The 20,139-nt window shown below is 66.0% G+C and carries 23 protein-coding genes; 5 read left to right on the top strand and 18 right to left on the bottom strand.

The genetic code is table 11. The features are described 5' to 3' along the window. Window positions 1-71: 71 nt before the first annotated feature. The 6 genes from ASG11_RS14020 to glnE all read right to left on the bottom strand — a co-directional run bounded on the left by ASG11_RS14020 (window position 72) and on the right by glnE (window position 6,778). Window positions 72-863 carry a transporter gene (locus tag ASG11_RS14020; RefSeq protein WP_055781384.1) on the bottom strand — a complete coding sequence of 264 codons (792 nt, stop codon included), beginning with the start codon at window positions 861-863 and terminating at the stop codon, window positions 72-74. Between the two features lie 11 nt (window positions 864-874). Beyond that, complete coding sequence (xth, locus tag ASG11_RS14025) at window positions 875-1,645, bottom strand: exodeoxyribonuclease III (RefSeq protein WP_055781387.1); 771 nt, start codon at window positions 1,643-1,645, stop codon at window positions 875-877. Window positions 1,646-1,657: 12 nt separating this feature from the next. Then, window positions 1,658-1,999, bottom strand: a complete 342-nt coding sequence (erpA, locus tag ASG11_RS14030) for an iron-sulfur cluster insertion protein ErpA (RefSeq protein ID WP_055781390.1) — start codon at window positions 1,997-1,999, stop codon at window positions 1,658-1,660. A gap of 140 nt (window positions 2,000-2,139) precedes the next feature. Then, the gene (locus ASG11_RS14035) at window positions 2,140-3,351 is read right to left on the bottom strand and encodes a M23 family metallopeptidase (protein ID WP_082472852.1); all 1,212 of its coding nucleotides are present in this window, start codon (window positions 3,349-3,351) and stop codon (window positions 2,140-2,142) included. 288 nt (window positions 3,352-3,639) lie between these two features. Then, window positions 3,640-4,107 carry a peroxiredoxin gene (locus ASG11_RS14040; protein WP_055781393.1) on the bottom strand — a complete coding sequence of 156 codons (468 nt, stop codon included), beginning with the start codon at window positions 4,105-4,107 and terminating at the stop codon, window positions 3,640-3,642. Further along, window positions 4,097-6,778 carry a bifunctional [glutamate--ammonia ligase]-adenylyl-L-tyrosine phosphorylase/[glutamate--ammonia-ligase] adenylyltransferase gene (glnE, locus tag ASG11_RS14045; RefSeq protein WP_055781396.1) on the bottom strand — a complete coding sequence of 894 codons (2,682 nt, stop codon included), beginning with the start codon at window positions 6,776-6,778 and terminating at the stop codon, window positions 4,097-4,099. Before glnE ends, ASG11_RS14040 begins: the two co-directional genes overlap by 11 nt. 78 nt (window positions 6,779-6,856) lie before the next feature. Here glnE and ASG11_RS18805 point away from each other — a divergent pair, with 78 nt between their 5' ends. Then, entirely contained in the window at window positions 6,857-7,030 is a 174-nt protein-coding gene (locus ASG11_RS18805) for a hypothetical protein (RefSeq protein WP_156363814.1), read from the top strand. Between the two features lie 53 nt (window positions 7,031-7,083). Here the strand turns inward: ASG11_RS18805 and ASG11_RS14050 are convergent, their stop codons facing one another. The 3 genes from ASG11_RS14050 to ASG11_RS14060 all read right to left on the bottom strand — a co-directional run bounded on the left by ASG11_RS14050 (window position 7,084) and on the right by ASG11_RS14060 (window position 8,853). Beyond that, on the bottom strand, window positions 7,084-7,737 hold the full coding sequence (locus ASG11_RS14050; protein ID WP_055782700.1) for a sigma-70 family RNA polymerase sigma factor: 654 nt from the start codon (window positions 7,735-7,737) through the stop codon (window positions 7,084-7,086). A gap of 91 nt (window positions 7,738-7,828) precedes the next feature. Further along, complete coding sequence (locus ASG11_RS19025; RefSeq protein ID WP_055781399.1) at window positions 7,829-7,966, bottom strand: hypothetical protein; 138 nt, start codon at window positions 7,964-7,966, stop codon at window positions 7,829-7,831. An 80-nt stretch (window positions 7,967-8,046) separates the two neighbouring features. Then, complete coding sequence (locus tag ASG11_RS14060) at window positions 8,047-8,853, bottom strand: response regulator (RefSeq protein ID WP_055781401.1); 807 nt, start codon at window positions 8,851-8,853, stop codon at window positions 8,047-8,049. Between the two features lie 360 nt (window positions 8,854-9,213). On the opposite strand from ASG11_RS14060, the gene ASG11_RS19305 reads away from it, so the two are divergent. From ASG11_RS19305 to ASG11_RS14075, 3 genes are all read left to right on the top strand, one after another. After that, a complete protein-coding gene (locus tag ASG11_RS19305) occupies window positions 9,214-9,303 on the top strand; it encodes a NepR family anti-sigma factor (RefSeq protein WP_236697525.1) in 90 nt (29 codons plus the stop codon). Between the two features lie 7 nt (window positions 9,304-9,310). Then, on the top strand, window positions 9,311-10,939 hold the full coding sequence (locus ASG11_RS14070) for a sensor histidine kinase (RefSeq protein ID WP_330218910.1): 1,629 nt from the start codon (window positions 9,311-9,313) through the stop codon (window positions 10,937-10,939). 302 nt (window positions 10,940-11,241) lie between these two features. Further along, on the top strand, window positions 11,242-11,376 hold the full coding sequence (locus ASG11_RS14075) for an entericidin A/B family lipoprotein (protein WP_055781408.1): 135 nt from the start codon (window positions 11,242-11,244) through the stop codon (window positions 11,374-11,376). Between the two features lie 173 nt (window positions 11,377-11,549). Here the strand turns inward: ASG11_RS14075 and tatC are convergent, their stop codons facing one another. The 8 genes from tatC to argS all read right to left on the bottom strand — a co-directional run bounded on the left by tatC (window position 11,550) and on the right by argS (window position 18,202). Next, window positions 11,550-12,338: a twin-arginine translocase subunit TatC gene (gene tatC, locus ASG11_RS14080; protein WP_055781410.1), complete on the bottom strand. Its 789-nt coding sequence runs from the start codon at window positions 12,336-12,338 to the stop codon at window positions 11,550-11,552. Continuing rightward, on the bottom strand, window positions 12,335-12,784 hold the full coding sequence (gene tatB / locus ASG11_RS14085; protein ID WP_055781413.1) for a Sec-independent protein translocase protein TatB: 450 nt from the start codon (window positions 12,782-12,784) through the stop codon (window positions 12,335-12,337). The genes tatC and tatB overlap by 4 nt, the downstream gene beginning before the upstream one ends. A gap of 154 nt (window positions 12,785-12,938) precedes the next feature. Next, window positions 12,939-13,169: a twin-arginine translocase TatA/TatE family subunit gene (locus ASG11_RS14090; RefSeq protein WP_055781416.1), complete on the bottom strand. Its 231-nt coding sequence runs from the start codon at window positions 13,167-13,169 to the stop codon at window positions 12,939-12,941. A gap of 28 nt (window positions 13,170-13,197) precedes the next feature. Further along, window positions 13,198-13,776 carry an SMC-Scp complex subunit ScpB gene (scpB, locus tag ASG11_RS14095; RefSeq protein ID WP_055781419.1) on the bottom strand — a complete coding sequence of 193 codons (579 nt, stop codon included), beginning with the start codon at window positions 13,774-13,776 and terminating at the stop codon, window positions 13,198-13,200. Beyond that, the gene (locus ASG11_RS14100) at window positions 13,773-14,504 is read right to left on the bottom strand and encodes a segregation and condensation protein A (RefSeq protein ID WP_055781422.1); all 732 of its coding nucleotides are present in this window, start codon (window positions 14,502-14,504) and stop codon (window positions 13,773-13,775) included. Before ASG11_RS14100 ends, scpB begins: the two co-directional genes overlap by 4 nt. Before the next feature lie 159 nt (window positions 14,505-14,663). After that, window positions 14,664-15,671, bottom strand: a complete 1,008-nt coding sequence (locus ASG11_RS14105; protein WP_055781424.1) for a glycoside hydrolase family 3 N-terminal domain-containing protein — start codon at window positions 15,669-15,671, stop codon at window positions 14,664-14,666. Window positions 15,672-15,746: 75 nt separating this feature from the next. Beyond that, entirely contained in the window at window positions 15,747-16,478 is a 732-nt protein-coding gene (locus ASG11_RS14110) for an SPOR domain-containing protein (protein WP_055781427.1), read from the bottom strand. After that, complete coding sequence (gene argS, locus ASG11_RS14115; RefSeq protein ID WP_055781431.1) at window positions 16,478-18,202, bottom strand: arginine--tRNA ligase; 1,725 nt, start codon at window positions 18,200-18,202, stop codon at window positions 16,478-16,480. Before argS ends, ASG11_RS14110 begins: the two co-directional genes overlap by 1 nt. A gap of 286 nt (window positions 18,203-18,488) precedes the next feature. Between argS and ASG11_RS14120 the strand changes: the two genes are divergently transcribed. After that, window positions 18,489-18,773 carry a hypothetical protein gene (locus ASG11_RS14120; RefSeq protein WP_055781434.1) on the top strand — a complete coding sequence of 95 codons (285 nt, stop codon included), beginning with the start codon at window positions 18,489-18,491 and terminating at the stop codon, window positions 18,771-18,773. 101 nt (window positions 18,774-18,874) lie between these two features. On the opposite strand, the gene ASG11_RS14125 is transcribed toward ASG11_RS14120, so the two are convergent. After that, window positions 18,875-20,038: a deoxyguanosinetriphosphate triphosphohydrolase gene (locus ASG11_RS14125; RefSeq protein ID WP_055781437.1), complete on the bottom strand. Its 1,164-nt coding sequence runs from the start codon at window positions 20,036-20,038 to the stop codon at window positions 18,875-18,877. Between the last annotated feature and the right edge of the window lie 101 nt (window positions 20,039-20,139).

The following is a 20,139-nucleotide window of genomic DNA, read 5'->3' on the forward strand; positions in this document are numbered from 1 at the left end:
TGCGGCAATAGAAACGAGACTTCGGGAAATTTCGCCAATCATCGGTGCTCTATGCGCCGCGATCGAACGGTTCAGAAACGTCGCGACACCCCGAGATACACCTCCATATCCGGCGCGTCGCGATTGAGCCCGGCGTTCGCGCCAGCGTCGATCTGCAGGTTTTCGCCCAGCACGCAGGCGAGCGACACGCCGGCGAGCATTTGCGTCGTCGCGCCCGAGGGATCGTCATCCCGCAGCGCCTGCAACTCCGCCGTCGCGGTCAGCGCCTTGCTGAGGGCGAGACCCAATCCGACCGTTTCGCTGAACGCGACGTGACGGCCGCGGCCGTCTTCATCCACCGCCGCATCGATTTCGGACGTCGTCTCGAAATTGAGCGCGTCGCTCAGATCATAGGTCACCGGCACGACCAGCCCCGCCCCCCAATCGCCGGCACCGACGGGCGAGCGCCCGACCGGCACGGTGACAAACGGATGTACCGCGACGGACAGGCCCTTGCCGTCCGGATTCTTCAGGTTGGCCTTGAAACCGAGCATCGCATCGCCGACGCGATCGGCGCTGTCGATATCCCCGGCGAGTTTGTCACGCGTTCGGACATGGCCGAACGGCGTGAAGCCGATCTGCGCCTCGATCGTATCCGTCAGTCCGATGCGCATCAGGGTATCTCCGAGCAGGACCGTGTCGCTGCGCTGATCGGCATCCTCGTCCCGCGTCCAATCGCCCAGCGCGGTTTCCACCGACACGCGGCCGGGCGAGATCGTGCAGGCCGGCGTGCCGAGCCCGGGCCGTTCGGGGCAATACTCGCGATCCTGCGCGGCGGCAGGCGCGGCGACGATCGTCAACAGTCCGGCCAGCATCCAGCGCATATGATTCCCTTTTAGCGGAGCTTGACCCAGGTCGGTGCGTGATCGCTCGCTTTTTCGCGCCCGCGATAGTCCTTGTCGACGCCGGCATCGGCCAGCCGATCGGCGGCCACCGGCGACAGCAGCAGGTGATCGATGCGGAATCCGGCATCGCGTTGCCATGCACCGGCCTGATAGTCCCAGAAGGTCCAGACACCGCCTTTGGGGAAGCGCGTGCGCAGCGCGTCGGTCCAGCCCTGAGCGACCAACCGGCGCAGACCCTCGCGGCTTTCCGGCTGCATCAAGGCATCTTCGGCCATCGCGCGCACCGAATAGGTATCGTCGTCATTGGCAATGACATTGTAGTCGCCGGCCAGCACTACCGCCTTTTCCTCGGCAAGCAGCACACGCGCGCGCGCGGACAGTCGTTCGATCCAGCGCAACTTATAGTCGAACTTCGGCCCCGGCTGCGGATTGCCGTTGGGCAGATAGAGCGAGGCGACGATCACCCCGTCCACCTCGCACTCGAGATAGCGGCTATGTTCGTCCTCGGGCTCGCCCTCCAGCCCGCGCTGGCGCTCGATCGGGTCCGCGCCTCTGGCCAGCACGGCCACGCCGTTCCAGCTCTTCTGCCCGTGCCACACGGCACCGTAGCCCGCCGCGCGGATATCCGCCTCGGGAAAGGTTTCGTCGCTGGTCTTCAGTTCCTGGAGGCAGACCACGTCGGGCTGCTGCTCGGCCAGATATTCGACCAGACGCGGCAAGCGCGCCTTGATGCCGTTGATATTGTAGGTGACGATCTTCACGTGGCAGGGCAATCAGACCGAGAAGCTCGAGCCGCAGCCGCAACCGGACGCGGCGTTGGGATTCTCGACCTTGAACGCCGCACCGCCGAGCGATTCGACATAATCCACCGCACAACCGCGCACCAGATCGAGGCTGATCGCGTCGACCACCAGCTTCACCGCATCGGTTTCCGCGACGACATCGTCATCGGCCACCGTATCGGCCAGTTCGAATTTGTACTGGAATCCCGAACATCCGCCGCCATCGACCGCGAGGCGCAGGATCGCGGGCTTGCCCTGCCGCTCCGCAATCGCCGCGACGCGCGCGGCGGCGGACGGTGTCAGGGAAACGGGCGATGGTGCGATGGTAGCCATCAGGGGGAGATAGGCCGTCCAAAGGGGAACGGCAACGGGGATGCCTGTGTTTGGTCTTTCGCGAGCAAAGCGCTCTGCGAGGACGGACCGATCTTTCACCTATCACGGCATCCTGAAGGTGTTTCAGGATGACGACGAATTTACTCCGCGCCGTCGGCCGCAGGGCCGCCCATCGATACCGGCGTCATCTTCAGGCCGCTCTTGCTCGCGGCGAGATAGTCGGCGGTCTGCAGGAACGGGATCGGGTTCACGGCATGGCCATCGATGCGCACTTCGTAGTGAAGGTGCGGGCCGGTCGAGCGACCGGTCGAGCCCATCAGCGCGATCAACTGGCCGCGCTTAACGCGGGTGAAGGGCGCGACGAGGATCTTGGAGAGGTGGCCGTAACGGGTCTGGATGCCCTTGCCGTGATCGATCTCGACCAGATTGCCATAGCCGCCCGAGCGCTCGGCGCGATCAACGTAACCGTCGGCGGTGGCGTAGATCGGCGTCCCGACCGGGCCGGGAATATCCACACCGGCATGCATCGCCGCGGTGCCACGGAACGGATCGGCGCGGACGCCGTAATTGCTGGTGAAGCTGAGCCGCTCGACCGGCTGCGCCGACGGGATCGCGATCACCGACTGCTCGAGCGAATCGAGCTTCTTCCAAGTCATGAACAAAGAGCGGAATTGCTGGTCGGCCTGCAGGTCGACGCTGGCTTCGTTGCTGTCGGCAGCTTCGAACGGGCCGCCCATCGCCAGATTTCGGGCCGGCATCTTGGCCAGGCGCTTCGCAGCAACACCGAGGCGGCTGACCTTCTGCGTGGTCATCGCGATACGCTGCTCGACGACGCGGCGGGCCTGCACGGCCAGCACGACCTGGCGGCGCTCGATCTTTTCCAGCGGGGCGACGACGTCGGCCGCGAGCTTGGCGGCCTTGGGATCGATCACGGTCGCGGCCACTTCCTGCGGCGCGCCCTTGCCGGTGACGACGGCGGTGATGAGAGCCTGACGCTGCTCGACGCGGACGGCATGCGCCTGGGCGACGCTCTTGATCGTGGCGACATCGGCCTGCATCGCTGCGACCTTCGCCTGCATCTGCGCGACCTTGGCGTCGGCGGAGGAATGCGCATCGACCATGCCGGTCAGTGCGACGGCGCCGACGGCGGCCTGGGCCGCGCCGTAGACCGAGAAACACATCGTGACGGCGGCAACGCTGGCGGCGATCGCCTGGGTCCGGCCACCGATGCTGAAACGGCGCAGGGCGCGGCCGTCGTGGAAAATGAAGTCCCGCGTGACGAACCACGTCCGGAACCGCGCAAGCTTGTTCGCGGTATCTTCCGCGACGTGCGCGATCGAAATCTTGGTCATTAATCCCCGGCGATCTTGCTAGGGACACCGGATCATTCCGGCGTCCAACCCCTGATTCGTCTCGATCGCAGCCCCTCCGCGTTCTCGACCCGGCCTTTGTGGCCCACAGAGTCTTTAACTAACAACCCTAGGCCCGGGTTTGCGCGGTCAGTTGCAGGGGTCGCGCGGCGAGTCGTTGAATCGCGCGTGAACGTTCGGGAAGCCGGCTGGTGCGGCGCACAATTTCGGTGATCGGAAGGGCCGGATCCGGCGAGCGGATCGGTGGAATTCAGCGGCGCGAACCTGGGGTCAGGTCAGCTCCTTGGCCGCCGCCAATACGGCCATCGCATGGCCCGGCACTTTCACCTTGCGCCACACCCGTTGCAGCACGCCGGCGGCATCGAACAGCCACGTCGATCGATCGATGCCGAGATAGGCTTTACCGTAGAGCTTCTTCTCGATCCACACGCCGAACGCCTCGGTCACCGAGCCATCCTCATCGCTCGCCAGCGGCACCTTAAGATCGTATTTGGCGATGAATTTCGTGTGTTTCGCCGGCGTGTCCTTCGACACGCCGAGAACTTCGACGCCCAGCGCCTGGAATTCAGGATAGAGCGCACCGAAATCCTGCGCCTCGCGCGTGCAGCCGGTCGTGTCGTCCTTGGGATAGAAATACAGCACCAGCGGCTTGCCGAGATAGGCGCGCAGATCGACCTTCTCGCCACCGGGACGCGTCAACGCGACGTCCGGCGATGTATCGCCCAGCTCAACCGACATCGTCGCCTCCCACGCTCGCCCAGAACCGCATCACCTCCTGCCGCGTCCGTTCGAACGCGGCAAGCGTCGTCGGCCAGTCGGGCAACCCGACGGCGCGGGCGATCAACGCCTGCGTCGTCGGTTCCGGCACCTGAGCATCGGGTGCGACGAGGCGCAGCGTGACGATCAGACGGGTCAGCAGATCGTGCGCGCCGCGCATTTCCGGCGGGGCCAGCCCGGCAGCGATCTGCGCATCGATCGCACGACCCAGATTGGCATCGAAGCCGGCGCGATGGACGAGCTGCGCGACATGCGTGGCGAACTCAAGATCGACCAGCGCGCCCGGCGACAGCTTGGCATCGAGCGGCCCGGCCGGCGGCTTGTGCGCGGCCATGTCGGCGCGCATCGTCACCGCATCGGCGATCAGGTCGCGTTCGGGGCGCTCGCCGTGCAGGACGGCATCGATCACCGCGACCGTCTCCGCGCGCGCCGCCGCCGATCCGAACACCGGCCGCGCGCGGGTCAGCGCCATATGCTCCCACGTCCACGCGCTTTCGCGCTGATAGCGCGCGAAACCGTCGAGCGAGACCGACAGCGGTCCTTGCGTGCCGGACGGCCGAAGCCGCGTATCCACCTCGTAAAGCGGGCCGGAGGCGGTCGCGACCGACAGCGCACCGGTAAGACGCTGTGCCAGCCGATTGTAGTAAAGCACTGCCCCCAGACGCTTTTCGCCGTCGGATTCGGCCGCGAAATCGCCGGTGAAGAGGTAGATGAGGTCGAGATCCGAGGCATGGGTCAATGCCCCACCGCCCATCCGCCCGAGCGCCAGAACGACCAATTCGCTGTCGGGTACGCGGCCATGCTTCGCGGCGAAATCGGCGACGGTCGCCTCGGCCAGCACCTGGATCGCGGCCTCCGCGACGCGCGCATAGCCGGCCGAGACGTCGAGCGGATCGGACACGCCGGCCACGATCTGCGCGCCCAGGGCGAAGCGCTTCTCGCCCACCACCTTGCGCACATGATCGAGCCGCGCCTGATAATCCGCCCCCTCCCCCATTTCCGCGGCCAGTTCGGCGACCGAACCGACCGCCTCCAGCGCAGTCGCGTCGATCAACCCGTCCAGCAGGTCCGCCCGCCGTCCCAGCGCCTCGGCCAGCGGCGCGGCATGGCTGAGGATCGCGCCGAGCAGGCGCGCCAGCGCCGGGCGCGCTTCCAGCAGGCGCAGGAAATTGATCGCGCTGGGCAACCGCGACAGCATCGCATCGAGCCGCAGGATCGCGGCATGCGGGTCCGGCGCGGTGCCGAGCGCGTCGATCAGGCCGGGCAGCACCGCCTCCAATGCCTCCAGCGCCGCCGGGCTGCGCAGCGCGGCATAGGATCCGGCGCGCCACTGCACGACGCGCTGCACCGCGCCCGCCGTATCGGTGAAGCCCGAGGCGGCGAGCTGCTCGGCCAGACGCGCGGTATCGTGCGACAAACCGTCGCCCTCGTCCGGCTCGATCGAATCATAGATGCGCGCGGTACTGGCGACGTGCGGCCGCAGCAGATCGAGCAACGCCGCACCGCTCTCCAGCCCGTGCAGCCGCGCCACGCCGTCGAGCGCAGCGCCGGTCGGCAGGTGATGCGTCTGGCGATCGTCGATCATCTGCACGCGGTGTTCGATCGTGCGCAACAATGTGTAGCTCTCGGCCATCGCCATGGCATCGTCCGTGCCGATCCACCCCGCCCCGGCCAGCGCCGCCAGGGCGTCGCGGGTTGCTGGCGCGCGCAAGGCGGGGTCGCGCCCGCCGTGAATCAACTGGTGGATCTGCGCGAAGAATTCGACCTCGCGGATGCCGCCGCGCCCGCGCTTCAGGTCGAAGCCGGGGCCGAACGCCTGCCCCTGCGCATGATGATCGCGAATACGGCGCGAGATACCCCGGATCTCGCCGATCGCGCCGAAATCGAGCGCGCGGCGCCAGACGAACGGGCGGATCGTATCGAGGAAACGCTGGCCCAGCGCGAGATCCCCGGCAGCGGCGCGGGCACGGATGAACGCGGCACGCTCCCATGGCAGCGCCTGCGCTTCGTAATAGGCGATCGCAGCATCGACCGGCAGCGCGAGCGGCGTCGCCTCGGGCGATGGGCGCAGCCGCAGGTCGACGCGTAGAACATATCCGTCGCCATCGCGCGCCTGGAGCAGTTCGACCACGCGCTTGCCGATCCGCACCGCAGCCTCTTGCGGCTCTTCGCGACCCCGGCGTGGCAAGGTGGCGGGATCGAACAGCAGGATCGGATCGATATCGGACGAGTAATTCAGTTCGTGGCTGCCCTGCTTGCCGAGCGCGATGCCGACGAAGCCGACCGGTTCGGCCCCCGGCGTGCGCTCCGCGATCGCGGTGCGGATCGCCAGATCGAGCGCGCGATCGGCGAAGTCGCTCAACGCCCCGGTCACGGCGGTGAGGTTCAGCACGCCCGCCAGGTCGCCGATCGCCACGAGCAAGGATATGCGGCGCCGCGCGAGCCTGAGCCTGCGGGCCACCGGCTCGTCCGATGAAACATCGCTCAGGACATCGAGCGGCGGCAGCACGCCCGCTTCGAGCGCCGCGGCCAACTCCGGCTCGCGCCCCGCCACCATCGTCAAAAACGGCGAGCCGGCGCGCGCCCGCGACAGGGCATCCACGATCCGGGGGTCTGGCAGCGGCCTGTTCATGCGACGAACCGGTGCATCGGCGCTTCCGCCACCTATTGGCAAGCAACAAATGGGCTTTTCGGCCGTTTAGACGATATGATGGCCGAGGCTCTTCTTACTTCGACGCAGGTCGCGAACCAGGGCGCTTTTCGCGTCGTTGCCCCATTCATGGGCGATTCGGTCAGCGGTGCGTTGAACTCGGCCTTTGGCGAGCAGGACGATCTTCCACCGGACTGGTGCCGGCTACTAAATAGTCTCGACGAGATCGACTGAGGCTCAGCTAGGCCGAGAAACTCTTTCCGGCTTTCACCGGAAAAGAATCTGCATCAGCCGCGATCGCGACTTAGGCTCTCGACCTCGCCCATGATCGTATCGAGCGCCGTCATGCCAGGCTCATTGCTATGCGTCCGACGCGACGGCAGCGATCCGTCACCAAGGATCGTCTCGAGCGCCACGCGACCGCGTGCGACGCGACTCTTGATCGTGCCAACCGCGACGCCGCAGATCTCGGCCGCCTCCTCATAGGCGAAACCACCGGCCCCCACCAGAATCAGCGCCTCGCGCTGCGGCTGCGGCAGATGCAGCAACGCGCGCTGCATGTCGCCGAGTTCGACATGGCGATCCTGGCTCGCCGGGGCGGCAAGGATCTTGTCGGCGACAAGATCGTCCCATTCGCCCTTGAAGCGCGCACGGCGCATCTGGCTGAGATACAGGTTGCGCAGGATGATGAACGTCCAGGCGCGCATGTTCGTACCGGCCTGGAAGCGCTGCCGCGCGGCCCAGGCCTTCATCAGCGTTTCCTGCACCAGATCGTCGGCGAGATCGCGGTTGCCGGACAGAGAGCGACCGAAGGCGCGCAGATGCGGAATGACCTGCGCGAGTTCTTTCTTGAACTCGGGATCGGACAACGCGACGTGCTCGACGACCTCGTTCGCCGCTTCTGCGCCGACCTCGTCGCCGTTCGTTTCGGATTCAGACATGAACACCCGCTTTTGCCTCATTCGTACCGGACATAGGGATAAGACCGGCAGAACGCCAGCACGCCCCCGAAAATCAAACGCTTAGCCTGATCTATTTCATGAACAGGAAGGCGAAGATCACGATGACGAGCACCAGCGAGATGCCCAGGATATAACGCGTCATGTGGGGCGTGGCGCCCGCACGGGCATCTTGGCCGGAAACGCGGATCTTTTCGTTTGGATCGGTCATGCAGGATAAACCCGCGAAAACCGTTTTGGGTCCGTATCGTTGGGAACTTTCGTCGCCAACGATACGGAAATCCCGTGGACTCAAAGCGCTGGTACGGTCGCCGAGTCGAAGAACAGTGCCTGGGCGATCGCCGCCTTGACGGTCGAGCGCTGGAACGGCTTGGTGATCAGGAAGGTCGGCTCGGGCCGCTCGCCTGTCAGCAGGCGCTCCGGAAACGCGGTGATGAAGATCACCGGCACCTGGAACTCGGCCAGGATGTCCTTCACCGCATCGATGCCCGAGGAATCGTCGGCCAATTGGATGTCGGCCAGCACGAGACCGGGGCGATCCTCCATCGCCAGGGCCACGGCCTCGTCGCGCGTCACGGCGACGCCGGTCACCTCATGGCCGAGATCGCGCACGATCGTCTCGATATCCATCGCGATCAGCGGCTCGTCCTCGATGATCAGCACACGGGCCCGGGTCTGCTTCTCGATCTCAGCGAGGGCCTCGGCGACCAGCGAGTCGACTTCGGACGTCTCGACCTCGATCAGATACGCCGCGTCTTCCGGCGTGAAGCCTTCCATCGCGGTCAGCAGCAGCGCCTGACGCGACAGCGGCGTCATCCGCGCCAACCGCGCCCGCGCGATCGATTCCTGATCGTCACCATCGTCCGCGGATGCGTTTTCCGGCGTCTCGTCATAATTGGTGGAGCCCCAGATCGCCTGGAACATACGATACAGCCCGAGCCGGGGATCGACATCGCGGGGGAATTCGTTCGGGGCGGCGACGATCGCTTCCAGCGTGGCGCGGACGTAACGGTCGCCATGCGTCTGGCTGCCGGTGAGTGCCCGGCCATAGCGGCGCAGGAAGGGGAGATGGGGGGCAAGCTGCTGTCCAAGCGACATGGCTGTCGGGGTCTCCTGACATGAAAAATCGCCGTCCTTGTGGAAGCGGCTCCGGTGGTTTGCAATGCGATTCAGTCGTGTGGGAATTTTCGCATCGCAGGTGGAACAATCGGCGCGCTATTTGGTTTCATGCAGTCGTCGCACGATGTACGTGCGATGAATCGGTGCGTGTCGCGGGCCGGTTTTTTGTCATCTGGCCGATCCCAAGTCGGTGTTTCATATCGTACCCGGCTGCCGCCGGCGTGTTCAGGGGGGACGGCATTGCGTTCGGGCGACGAGTCTTCAAGATCTTCGAGGAAGCCGGCATCGACCGGAAAGACTCCGGTCGGTTCCACCAGGGTACAGAGCAAGGATCGCGACATGGGCGCGGCACTGCGCACCGTGTACCAGAAGACCGTGGAAGAAGACATTCCGTCCGACCTGCTCGATCTTTTGGGTAAACTCGATTGACCGGATAGTGAACGACCACAGCGTTACGGGCCAGCCCGCAGAGACACGTCCCCTGTCCGGCACGGTCGGCAATATCCCCCTCCGATCCTCCCTGTTCGTCGCCGCGATTCCGACCGGCGCCAAAGTTTTCCTGATCCTGAGCGCGGCCTTGCTGCCGCTGGCCGTGATCGCCTTCTTCGCCACGCTGAACACCGCGCAGAACGCTACGGCGGATGCGCGGGCCCGGGTGCGAGTCGCGTCCTCCGAAACTGCGCGCCGCCTCGCGATCGAGATGATCGGCGACATGACCGCATTGCGCGTCGCGCTCAATGCTTTGGACAGCGATGCCGGCGACGCCCCGAGTTGCGCCCGCGCGCAGGGCGTGTTCGCGCAGCAGGCGGCCAGCGGCACGCGCTTCGCGATCATCGACGCCAACCGGCGGGTGCTGTGCGGCACCGCGCTGCCATCCGATCTCACCTTGCTCGCCGCCCCTGGCACCGCACAGATCGCGGCGCGCGTCGTTCCCGGTAAGGGCGTCGTGCTGGCGATCGGCGGCAATCGCAGCGGGGCGAGCGCCAACGCCTTCTTCCCGGCCCGCTTCCTCGCCGACATCGGCCAGCCGAGCGGATTTCCGATCCCGTTCGAAACCCGCCTGGCGCAGGGCGATGTCGAACTGACCCTGACTCCCCTGCCCGACCGCGCCACGCTGGAACGACGCGAGACACAGCGGATCGCGCTCGGCCTCGGGGATCTCGATCTCGAGATGACGATCCGCAGCCAGCCGATCACGCCGCCGGTGTTGATCGCCTTGCTGTTCCCGATCCTGATGTGGTTCGCCGCCGCCAGCATCGGCTGGTTCATCGTCGATCGTCTGCTGATCCGTCCCCTGCGTCGCCTGCGCACCGCGGTCGCTGCCTATGTGCCGGGCGAGGAGATCGATCCCGAAGAGGTCCGTGCCCTCCCCGCGCAGGAAATTCGCGAACTGGGCGACACGTTCCGCAACATCAGCCGCACCGTCGCCACGCACGAGGCCGGGCTGGCCGAGGGGCTCGTGCGCCAGACCAAGTTGACGCGCGAGGTGCATCATCGCGTGAAGAACAATCTTCAGGTCATCTCCAGCCTGATCAATTTCCACGCCCGCAGCGCCAAATCGGTCGAGGCGAGCGCGGCCTATGCGGGCATCCAGCGTCGCGTCGATGCGCTGGCCGTCGTCCACCGCCACCATTTCGCCGAGATGGAGGAGCATCGCGGCCTGTCGCTGCGCTCGGTGATCGGTGAACTCGCCTCCAACATCCGCGCGACCGCGCCCGACAATTCTTCCGGCCTTGGGATACTGCTCGATGTCGAACCGTGGCTGGTCAATCAGGATATCGGCATCGCCGTCGCCTTCCTGATCACCGAGATCGTCGAGCTGGCGATGAGCTGCAATCCGGCCGCGCAGATCCGCATATCGGTCAAACCGGGCGAGACGGAGGAGCGCGCGGTGCTCCGGATCAGTTCGCCATCGCTGATCGATTGCGATGCGTTGCAGGGCGCGATCAAGGATCGCTACGGCCGCGTTATGGAAGGCCTGTCGCGCCAATTGCGGTCGAAGCTGCACCACGATCCGCTGATCGGCGCCTATGAAATCACCATCGCGGTGATCGGGCGCGACTGAAACCGGGATGGCGCGAAAAAAGATTCGGTTTTTGTAAGAATCGTCGGAACCGATTTTTGTGAAGCCCGTTATAGTCTTCGGATAGCGAATTTATGCCCCCCCGCTCTCGCTATCCAAGACATGGGCCCGGAAGCGTCTACCCTCCCCCCCCCGGAGGCGCTTCCGGGCCCAATAACTTTCCGACATCGCAAACTCCTTACCGTGCCGCCGGTCGTCGTAAATGTCGCGTCGTGTCCGGAACGAACCGACGACCCGATCATTCTCAGGTCAGGTTTCACCCATCCACAACAAGGAGAAGTCAAATGCGTAAGCTCGCAGGAATGGCCGTAGTCGCCGCAGCCCTTTTGGTCAGTGCGTGCAACACGATCGAAGGCGCCGGCAAGGACGTGTCGTCCGCCGGCAAGACGGTCGCGAAGACGGCCGACGACGCCAAATAAGCTTTCGGCTCTGGCCGAAACAGGAAAGGCCCTCTCCCACCCGGGAGGGGGCCTTCTTCATTGTCGGCGACCTTCTCGGAAGTACGCTTCACATCTCCGTTTGACCCCGAGCTGGTCGACGGGGATGCCCCGATCCCGCCCTTCGACAAGCTCAGGCCGAACGGAAAATAGCTTCAGACCCCCTCGGACGCCTCGGGCGTTTCCGCCGCAACCTTCGCGCGCTTGCGCTCGGTGAACCAGATCCCGATCAGCGCCATTTCGTAGAGCAGCACCAGCGGGATCGCGAGCAGCAGCTGCGAACCCACATCCGGCGGCGTCAACACCGCCGCGATCGCGAACGCCGCGACGATCGCGTAGCGCCGCGCCGCGACCAATTGCTTGCGCGTCACGATGCCGGCACGCTCCAGCAGCATCAGCAGCACCGGTAGCAGAAACGACAGGCCGAACGCGAACAGGAACTGCATGACGAACGAGAGGTAGCTTGTCACCGTCGGCAGTGCCTCCTGGCGGATGCCGCCAAGATCGCCCTGATAGGAGAGCAGGAATTTGAGCGCCATCGGAACGGCGATGAAATACGCCATCGACGCGCCGGCGATGAACAAGACCGGCGTGGCGAGCAGGAACGGCAGCAAGGCGCGCTTCTCCTGACGGTACAGGCCGGGCGCGACGAATTGCCACAATTGGTTGGCGATCACCGGAAACGACATCATCATCGCGGCGAAGAACGCCACCTTCACCTGCACCAGGAAGCCGCCGAACACTTCGGTGGAGATGATCGTCTTCTGCCCCGCCATCACCAGTGGATGCACCAGGAACGCGAAGATCGGGCGCGAGAAATAGAAGCCGATCAGGAACGTCAGCAGCATCGCCACCGCGCAATACAGCAGCCGGCGGCGCAGTTCGATCAGATGATCGAGCAGCGGCGCACGCGACGCGTCGATCTCGCTCACATCGTCGCTCACGACGCGGCCTTGGGTTCGGCGCTCTTGGCGCGCGGCTTGCGCGTCTTGGCGACGGGCCGCGGCGCACCGGGTTCGAGTTCGAGTTGCGGCTCGGCGGCCGGCGTGACGACCGGCTGCTCGACCATCACCGGCGGTGCATCCTCCGAAACAGGCTCGACCACGGTTTCACTGGCGTGATCGGCCGGGCTGGACGGCAAGGACGGCACCGGATCGGCATGTTCGCGCATGATCCGGGCGTTCTCCTCGGCCCATTTCTTCTCCATTTCCTGGAGTTCCGCCTCGCGCACCATCGTGTCGAAGCCGGAGCGGACCTGATTCATCACCCCGCGCCCCTTCGCGACCCAATGGCCGACGAAGCGCATCGCGCGCGGCAGATCCTTGGGCCCGATGACGACCAGCGCGACGACCGCGACGAGCATCAATTCGGTAGGCGCGATGTCGAACATGACGGGCTATCGTTCAGGCGGGAGGGTGGAAAATGTCATCGAATCCCGCCGTCCGTCCTGAGCTTGTCGAAGGACTGTCCTTCTCTGCCAGGCAGGAGAAGGGCAATGCTTTGACAGGCTCAGCATGGGCGGGGGCCCAATACGGTGGGGAAACTCAGCGCTCTTCGCGCAGCTTTTCGCCGTCGCGATCGAATGCGGGATCGGCGGCGGGCTTCGCGTCGATCCGCGACGGCGTCGCCTTGTCGTCTTCCTCGGCCATGCCCTTCTTGAACTGCTTGATGCCCTTGGCGACGTCGCCCATCATGTTGGAGAAGCGGCCGCCGCCGAGCACGAGCACCATCACGACGCCCAACACCAGCCAATGCACGAGGCTGAAACTACCCATGAAACTTCTCCTTGGAGTTGGACCCTATCTAGTCTTCCTCATACGGATTGGCCACCTCGATAGTTTCAAAAGCGAGATCGACCGGATCGAGCAGCCCCGCCGCCTTGAGATCGTCCAGCCCCGGCAGATCGCGGCGACTGGACAATCCGAAATGGGCGAGGAAATCCGCCGTCGTGGCATACAGTAGCGGTCGCCCCGGCACGTCGCGCCGCCCCGCCGGGCGCACCCAGCCCGCCTCCATCAGCACGTCGATCGTGCCCTTGGAAATCTGCACGCCGCGAATCGCCTCGATTTCCGCGCGCGTCGCAGGCTCGTGATAGGCGATGATCGCCAGTGTCTCGATCCCCGCCCGGCTCAGCTTGCGCGGCTCCTCGCGGTCGCGGCGCAGCAGATGCGCCATGTCCGCCGCGGTCTGGAAATGCCAGCGCTCGCCGCGCACCACCAGTTCCACGCCGCGCCCGTCATAATCGGCCTGCAACCGCGCCAGCGCCTCGCGCACGCCGGTCGCTCCGTTCAGGTGCGCGCGGATCGCGTCCGCGGTCATCGGTTCGGTCGCGGCGAACAGCACCGCCTCCACCGCGCGCGCCAGATCGTCCGGAGGGCTCATACCGGCGCCCGCAGATACAGCGGCGCGAACGGCGATTTCTGGCGCAGTTCCACCCGCCCCTGACGCGCCAGTTCCAGCGCGGCGAGGAAGCTGCTCGCCAGCGCCGATTTGCGAAAAGGCCCCGCCGCCGCGTCGGGCAGGAAACTTTCGATCGTACCCCATTCGACCGTCATGCCGAGCAGTCGCGACACGCGTTCGAGCGCCGCCTCCAGCGTCATCACATGCCGATCGGCGACGACATGCATCACCGGCCGGGTGCGCGCCGTGATCCGGCCATACGCTGCGATCAGGTCGAAGACCTCCGCCTGCCACAAGGCCCTGCGCACCGTCCGCAGCCCCTCCGGCTGCCCGCGCACGAACACGTCGCGGCCGATCCGGTCGCGCGCGATCAGCCGCGCGCCGGCCTCGCGCATCGCGTTCAGCCGTTCGAGCCGCAGCTGCAGCCTGAGCGCCAGTTCCTCCGGATCGGGCTGGGCCTCGGGATCGCGCGGCAGCAGCAACGCCGACTTCAGATACGCGAGCCACGCCGCCATCACGAGATAATCGGCCGCCAGCTCCAGCTTGATCGCCTTCGCCTCCTCGACATAGCGCAGATATTGATCGACCAGCGCCAGGATCGAAATCTCGCGCAGATCCACCTTCTGCCGCCGCGCCAGATCGAGCAGCAGATCGAGCGGCCCTTCCCACCCGTCGATATCCAGCGTCAATTGTTCGGGCTCGTCGGTCACGGGCGCACATTACCCATAATCGCTACGGCAGCTAAACCCCTTCGTCGCCAAACCCGATCGTCACCCCAGCGCAGGCTGGGGTCTCTGTGGGGAAAGCGATCCGCGCGCCTCCGGGAGACCCCAGCCTGCGCTGGGGTGACGGGCTGGGTCGAGGATCGCTCACACCACCGCCAGCAACGCATCCCGCTTGGCGATCAGGTCCGCCAGATCGCCCTGCGGCACCGCCCCCGCGATCGTCGCCATCGCCCGATCGAGCCGCGCGCGCGACACGTCGGAGATCGCGCTCGATCGCCCGGCGATCTCCTCCATCTCCGGCATCCGCGCCCAGCAATCGAGCACGATGTCGCACCCCGCCGCGATCGCGCCCGCCGCCTTGTCGCCCGCGCTCCCGCTCAGCGCCTTCATGTCGATATCGTCGGTCATCAACAGCCCGTCGAAGCCGATCCGCTTGCGGATGATCTCCTGGACGATGATCGGCGAGAGGGTCGCGGGGCGCTCCGGATCCCAAGCCTCGAACACGATGTGCGAGGTCATGCCCATCGGTGCATCCTTCAGCGCGATGAACGGCGCGAGATCGGTCTCCAGCTCGGCATCCGACGCGGTGACGGTCGGCAAATGGTGATGCGTATCGACGATCGCGCGGCCATGCCCGGGCATGTGCTTGACCACCCCGACGACACCGCCGCGCTGCAATCCATCGAGCATCGCCCGCCCCATCGCCGCGACCCGCATCGGCTCGCTTCCCAGAGTGCGGCAGGCGATCGCCTCGGTCGTATCGGGCTGCGCCACGTCGAGCAGCGGCAGGCAGTCGACCGTGATGCCGACCTCGGCCAGCATCAACGCGATGCCCTGAGCGTTGACTCGCGCCGCCTCGATCCCCGAGATCGGCGCACGCTCGTACAGCGCATCGAAGGCGGGGCCGGCGGGGAATTCCGGCCATTCCGGTGCCCGCATTCGCGCCACGCGCCCGCCCTCCTGATCGATCAGGATCGGCAGGTCGTCCCGCCCGGACAGCGCGCGCAGATCGTCGGTCAGCGCGCGGACCTGCGCGCGAGTCTCGATATTGCGTTTGAACAGGATATAGCCGGCGGGGTTGGCGCTGGCGAAGAAGCTGCGTTCTTCAGCGGTGATGGCAAGGCCGGAAAGGCCGAAGATGACGGGGATCATGCCCCGTTCTAACAAGCTCCGCCCGCCCTGAGTAGGGATGATATCCTCAGGACGGACGGAAACCGGTAGCCGAACTCAGTTGTTCGGAATGAAGCAGGCCTCGCCCGCGACCTTCAGCTTGCCGCACAGCGTCTTGGCCTGTCCGGCGCTGCCGGCGTTCACGCGCAGCCGATATACGGTGTTGCCGTTGACGTCCGCCTTCTGGACCAATTTGCCTAGCGGCGCGAGATCGGTGAACCGCTTGGACAGTTTCGTCCAGACCGCGTTGGCCTCCGCCTCGCTGCCCAGCGACCCGAGCTGCACCAGCGACCCGCCCGAGGCGGCCGCGCCGGCCACGTTGATGTCGGGACCGGTCGGCGCCGCGGTCAGCTTGCCGCCCGATGCCGGCACCGGCGCCACCGTCTTGGCCGCGCCGGCCGCCGCTGCCGGAGCGCCCGGCTTCGCCTTGGTGCCCGCCACCGGCGCTTCCGGCGCGGCGTCGAGGTTGATCACGCCGTTGTTCGTGCCCGTGCCATCGCTGGTCGCGATCGCGGTGTCGCCCTCGCCCTTCACCTTCATGCCGCCGGGATCGTCGGGCTTGACCTTGTAGTCGCCCGGCTGCGCCTCGATCAGCGCGCCGTTCCCGTCTGCCCCCCGGCTCTTCTGGAAATAATGATAGCCCAGGATCGCCGCGGCGATCACCGCCAGGCCGATCACCACCAGCCCGAGGATGCGCGCGATGCTCGGGCCGTTGTCGTAATCCTCCTCGACCGTTTCCAGCCAGGGCAGCCGATCCTCGTCACGCACCGCGTGGTTGTCGGAAGCCATCAATTCATCTCCTGGACCGCCTGCACCCCCATGATGCCGAGTCCGTTGCGGATGATCTGCCCGATTGCGTCGGCCAAGAAAAGACGCGCGCACGTGACGCTGGCATCGTCCGCGATCAGGAAGCGCCGCGCCGGATTGTCGTTGCCGACATTCCACAGCGCGTGGAACGCCGCCGCCAAGTCATAGAGATAAAAGGCGATTCTGTGCGGCTCGCGCGCCGCCGCGGCGGTATCCACCACCCGCGGGAACTGCGCGGCGAGCTTCACCAGCGCCAGATCGTCCGTTTCAAGCTGGGACAGATCGATGGCCGCGCACGCGATTCCGGCCTCCTTGGCGCGGCGATGCAGCGACATGATGCGGGCGTGCGCATATTGCACGTAGAAGACCGGATTGTCCTTCGACGCCTCCACCACCTTGGCGAAATCGAAATCCATCTGCGCATCGGCCTTGCGCGTCAGCATCGTGAAGCGGACGACATCCTTGCCGACCTCGTTCACGACATCGGCCAGCGTGACGAAGTTGCCGGACCGCTTGGACATCTTCACCGGCTCGCCGGCGCGGAGCAGCCGCACCATCTGCACCAGCTTGACGTCGAACTTCGTCTTGCCGCCGGTCAGCGCCTGCACCGCCGCGACGATCCGCTTGACCGTGCCAGCGTGATCCGCGCCCCAGATATCGATCAGCGCGTCGGCCGACTGCGCCTTCTGATAGTGGTAGGCAAGATCGGCCCCGAAATACGTCCAGGCGCCCGTCGATTTGCGGATCGGCCGGTCCTGATCGTCGCCGAACTGGGTCGAGCGGAACAGCGGCAGCACCACCGGCTCCCAATCGTCCGGCGTCTCGCCCTTCGGCGCTTCCAGCACGCCGTCATAGATCAATCCGCGCGACCGCAATTCCGCCTCGGCCGCCTCGGGCTTGCCTGCCGCCTGCAACTCGGCTTCCGAAGAGAATAGGTCGTGATGGATGCCGAGCAGCGCCAGATCGGCCTTGATCAGCACCAGCATCGCCGCGACCGCGCTCTTGCGGAACAGGTCGAGCCACTCCGCCTCGGGCGCATCGACATATTTGTCCTCGAATTCCTGCGCCAACGCCTGGCCGACCGGGATCAGGTAGTCGCCCGGATACAGCCCTTCGGGAATCTCGACGCCCTCGCCCAGCGCCTCGCGGTAGCGCAGGTGCGCCGAGCGCGCTAGGACGTCGACCTGCCCGCCGGCATCGTTGACGTAATATTCGCGGATCACCGTGTTGCCGGCGAATTCCAGCAGCGATGCCAGCGCATCGCCGACCACCGCGCCACGGCAATGCCCCATATGCATCGGACCAGTAGGATTGGCCGAGACATATTCGATATTGACCGTCGTCCCCCGCCCGCGCGACGACCGTCCGTAATCCGCGCCGCCATCGGTGATCGCCGACAGCTCCGCGCGCCACGTATCCTCGGTCAGCGTCATGTTGATGAAGCCCGGCCCGGCGATCGACACCCTCTCGACCTCGTCGAACTTGCCCAGTTCGGCGGCGATCTTCTCGGCCAGCGCGCGCGGATTGGTCGCGGCCGGCTTGGCCAGCACCATCGCGGCATTGGTCGCCAGATCGCCATGTGTCACGTCGCGCGGCGGCTCCACCGTCACGGCGGTGCGATTCAACCCCGCCGGCAGATCGCCCGAAGCGACGAGGGTATCGAGCACCGCATCGAGATGCGCGGCGAAACGGGTGTAGAGCGTCATGAAAGGTTCCGAACCTGAAAGCGAGCGCGCGCCTTAGCGGAACGCCGCCCTCGACTCAAATCCTCGCCGGATCGCGGGGGATCCGCCCGCCCCGGGCCGCCGCTGCCGTGATCGGCGGAGCCGGTGGATTCACCGCCCGGCCCCGCCGATCATCTTGCGTTCGGTGCAACCGGTCGCGCAATCTTTGCGCTTGGGATCATGCTGCACTGCAATATGATGGCGTCAACGAACGATGATCACAGGACGAGGATGCTGATCCGGCTTCGCTATTCGAAGGGACCAGACCATGACCAAGCTCCTCACCGCCGCGGCTTTGATCGCCACGCTCGCCGCCCCGGCCTTCGCCAAGGATGTGGCCGCCCAGCGCAGCTTCACGCGCGATGGCGAAACCTATGTCTACACCGCCGCCGTCAAGGGCGACGCGACGGTCCTGTCGGGCCGTAGTTCGTCCGGCCGCGACTTCCGCCTCACCGTGCGCAACGGCCATGTCACCGGTCGTTCGGGCGGCGTGCCCGTCTCGTTCGACGTCGACAGCGCGACCACCGGCGGCCTGGAACTGGCCGCGCGTTAAATCACGCACCGTTCGTGCTGAGCCTGTCGAAGCACCGTTTTTCTATTCAGATCGAATGAGAAGAACGGCCCTTCGACAGGCTTAGGGCGAACAGACGTTTCTCAAAACCCCTCTGGCAGATCCACCGGCCCGACCGCCTCGCGATATCGTGTCACCGCATAGCGATCCGTCATCCCGGCAATGAAATCGGCGATGTGCCGGCTGCGCTCGGGCTCGGCCGTCGGCAGGCGCTCCGGCCAGTCCCCGGGCATCAGCGCGGGATCGGCATGATAGGCCGCGAACAGGCCCGCCACCACGCCATGCGCCGCCTGCGCCGCCTCCAATTGCCGGGGGTGGTGATAGAGATTGGCGTACATGAAGCGCTTCAACCCGCGCTCGTCCTCGCGCATCGCATCCGAAAATCCGACCAATTGCCCCGCCGCCCGCACGTCCTCCGCGGTTTCGACCCGCGCATCGGCCAGCCGCGACCGCGTTTCGGCGATCACGTCGTTGACCATCGCCCCGATCTGCGCGCGGATCAGCTCGCCGACCAGCTTGATCGGCGCGATATCGTCATTGTCGGAACAGGTCTGCCGCCAGCCGTTCGCGACGAACCCGACCGCCATCATCTGGTCGATGCTGAGCAAGCCGGCGCGCAGGCCATCGTCGATATCGTGATTGTCGTACGCGATGTCGTCGGCGATCGCCGCGACCTGCGCCTCCAGGCTCGGCCAGCGCGTCAGATCGAGCGGGAACGCCGCATCCGCCTGCGCCAGCGCCCAGCCGGTGTCGTGGATCGGACCATTATGCTTGGCTAGCCCCTCCAGCGTCTCCCACGTCAGGTTCAGCCCCGGCCAGCGCGGATAGGGCGAATCGATCGTCATCAGCGCGCGCAGCGTGTTGCCGTTGTGATCGAACCCGCCCTGCCCCGCGAGCGCGGTCTTCAGCGCGTCCTCCCCCGCATGACCGAACGGCGGATGGCCGATATCGTGCGCGAGGCACAGCGCTTCGGTCAGGTCTTCGTTCAGCCCCAGCGCCCGTGCGATCGTCCGCCCGATCTGCGCCACCTCCAGGCTGTGCGTCAGCCGGACGCGGAAATGATCGCCGTCGGGCGACATGAACACCTGGGTCTTGTGACGCAGCCGGCGAAAGCTGATCGAATGGATGATCCGATCGCGATCGCGCTGAAACGCGTCGCGCGGCCCCCGCACGGATCCGACACGCTCGGGATGCAGGCGGCCGCGACTATGCTCCGGGTCCGAGGCCCAGCGGGCGAGCGTGGTCAAACCCTGCCCTCGCCAAACCCACAGCCGTCATCCCGGACTAGATCCGGGATCCAACGTGCCGCGGAAGCAACGTCCGCGATCCCTGCGGCACGTTGGATCCC

Origin of the sequence: Sphingomonas sp. Leaf357 (genome assembly GCF_001423845.1) — a bacterium.
Lineage (GTDB): Bacteria > Pseudomonadota > Alphaproteobacteria > Sphingomonadales > Sphingomonadaceae > Sphingomonas.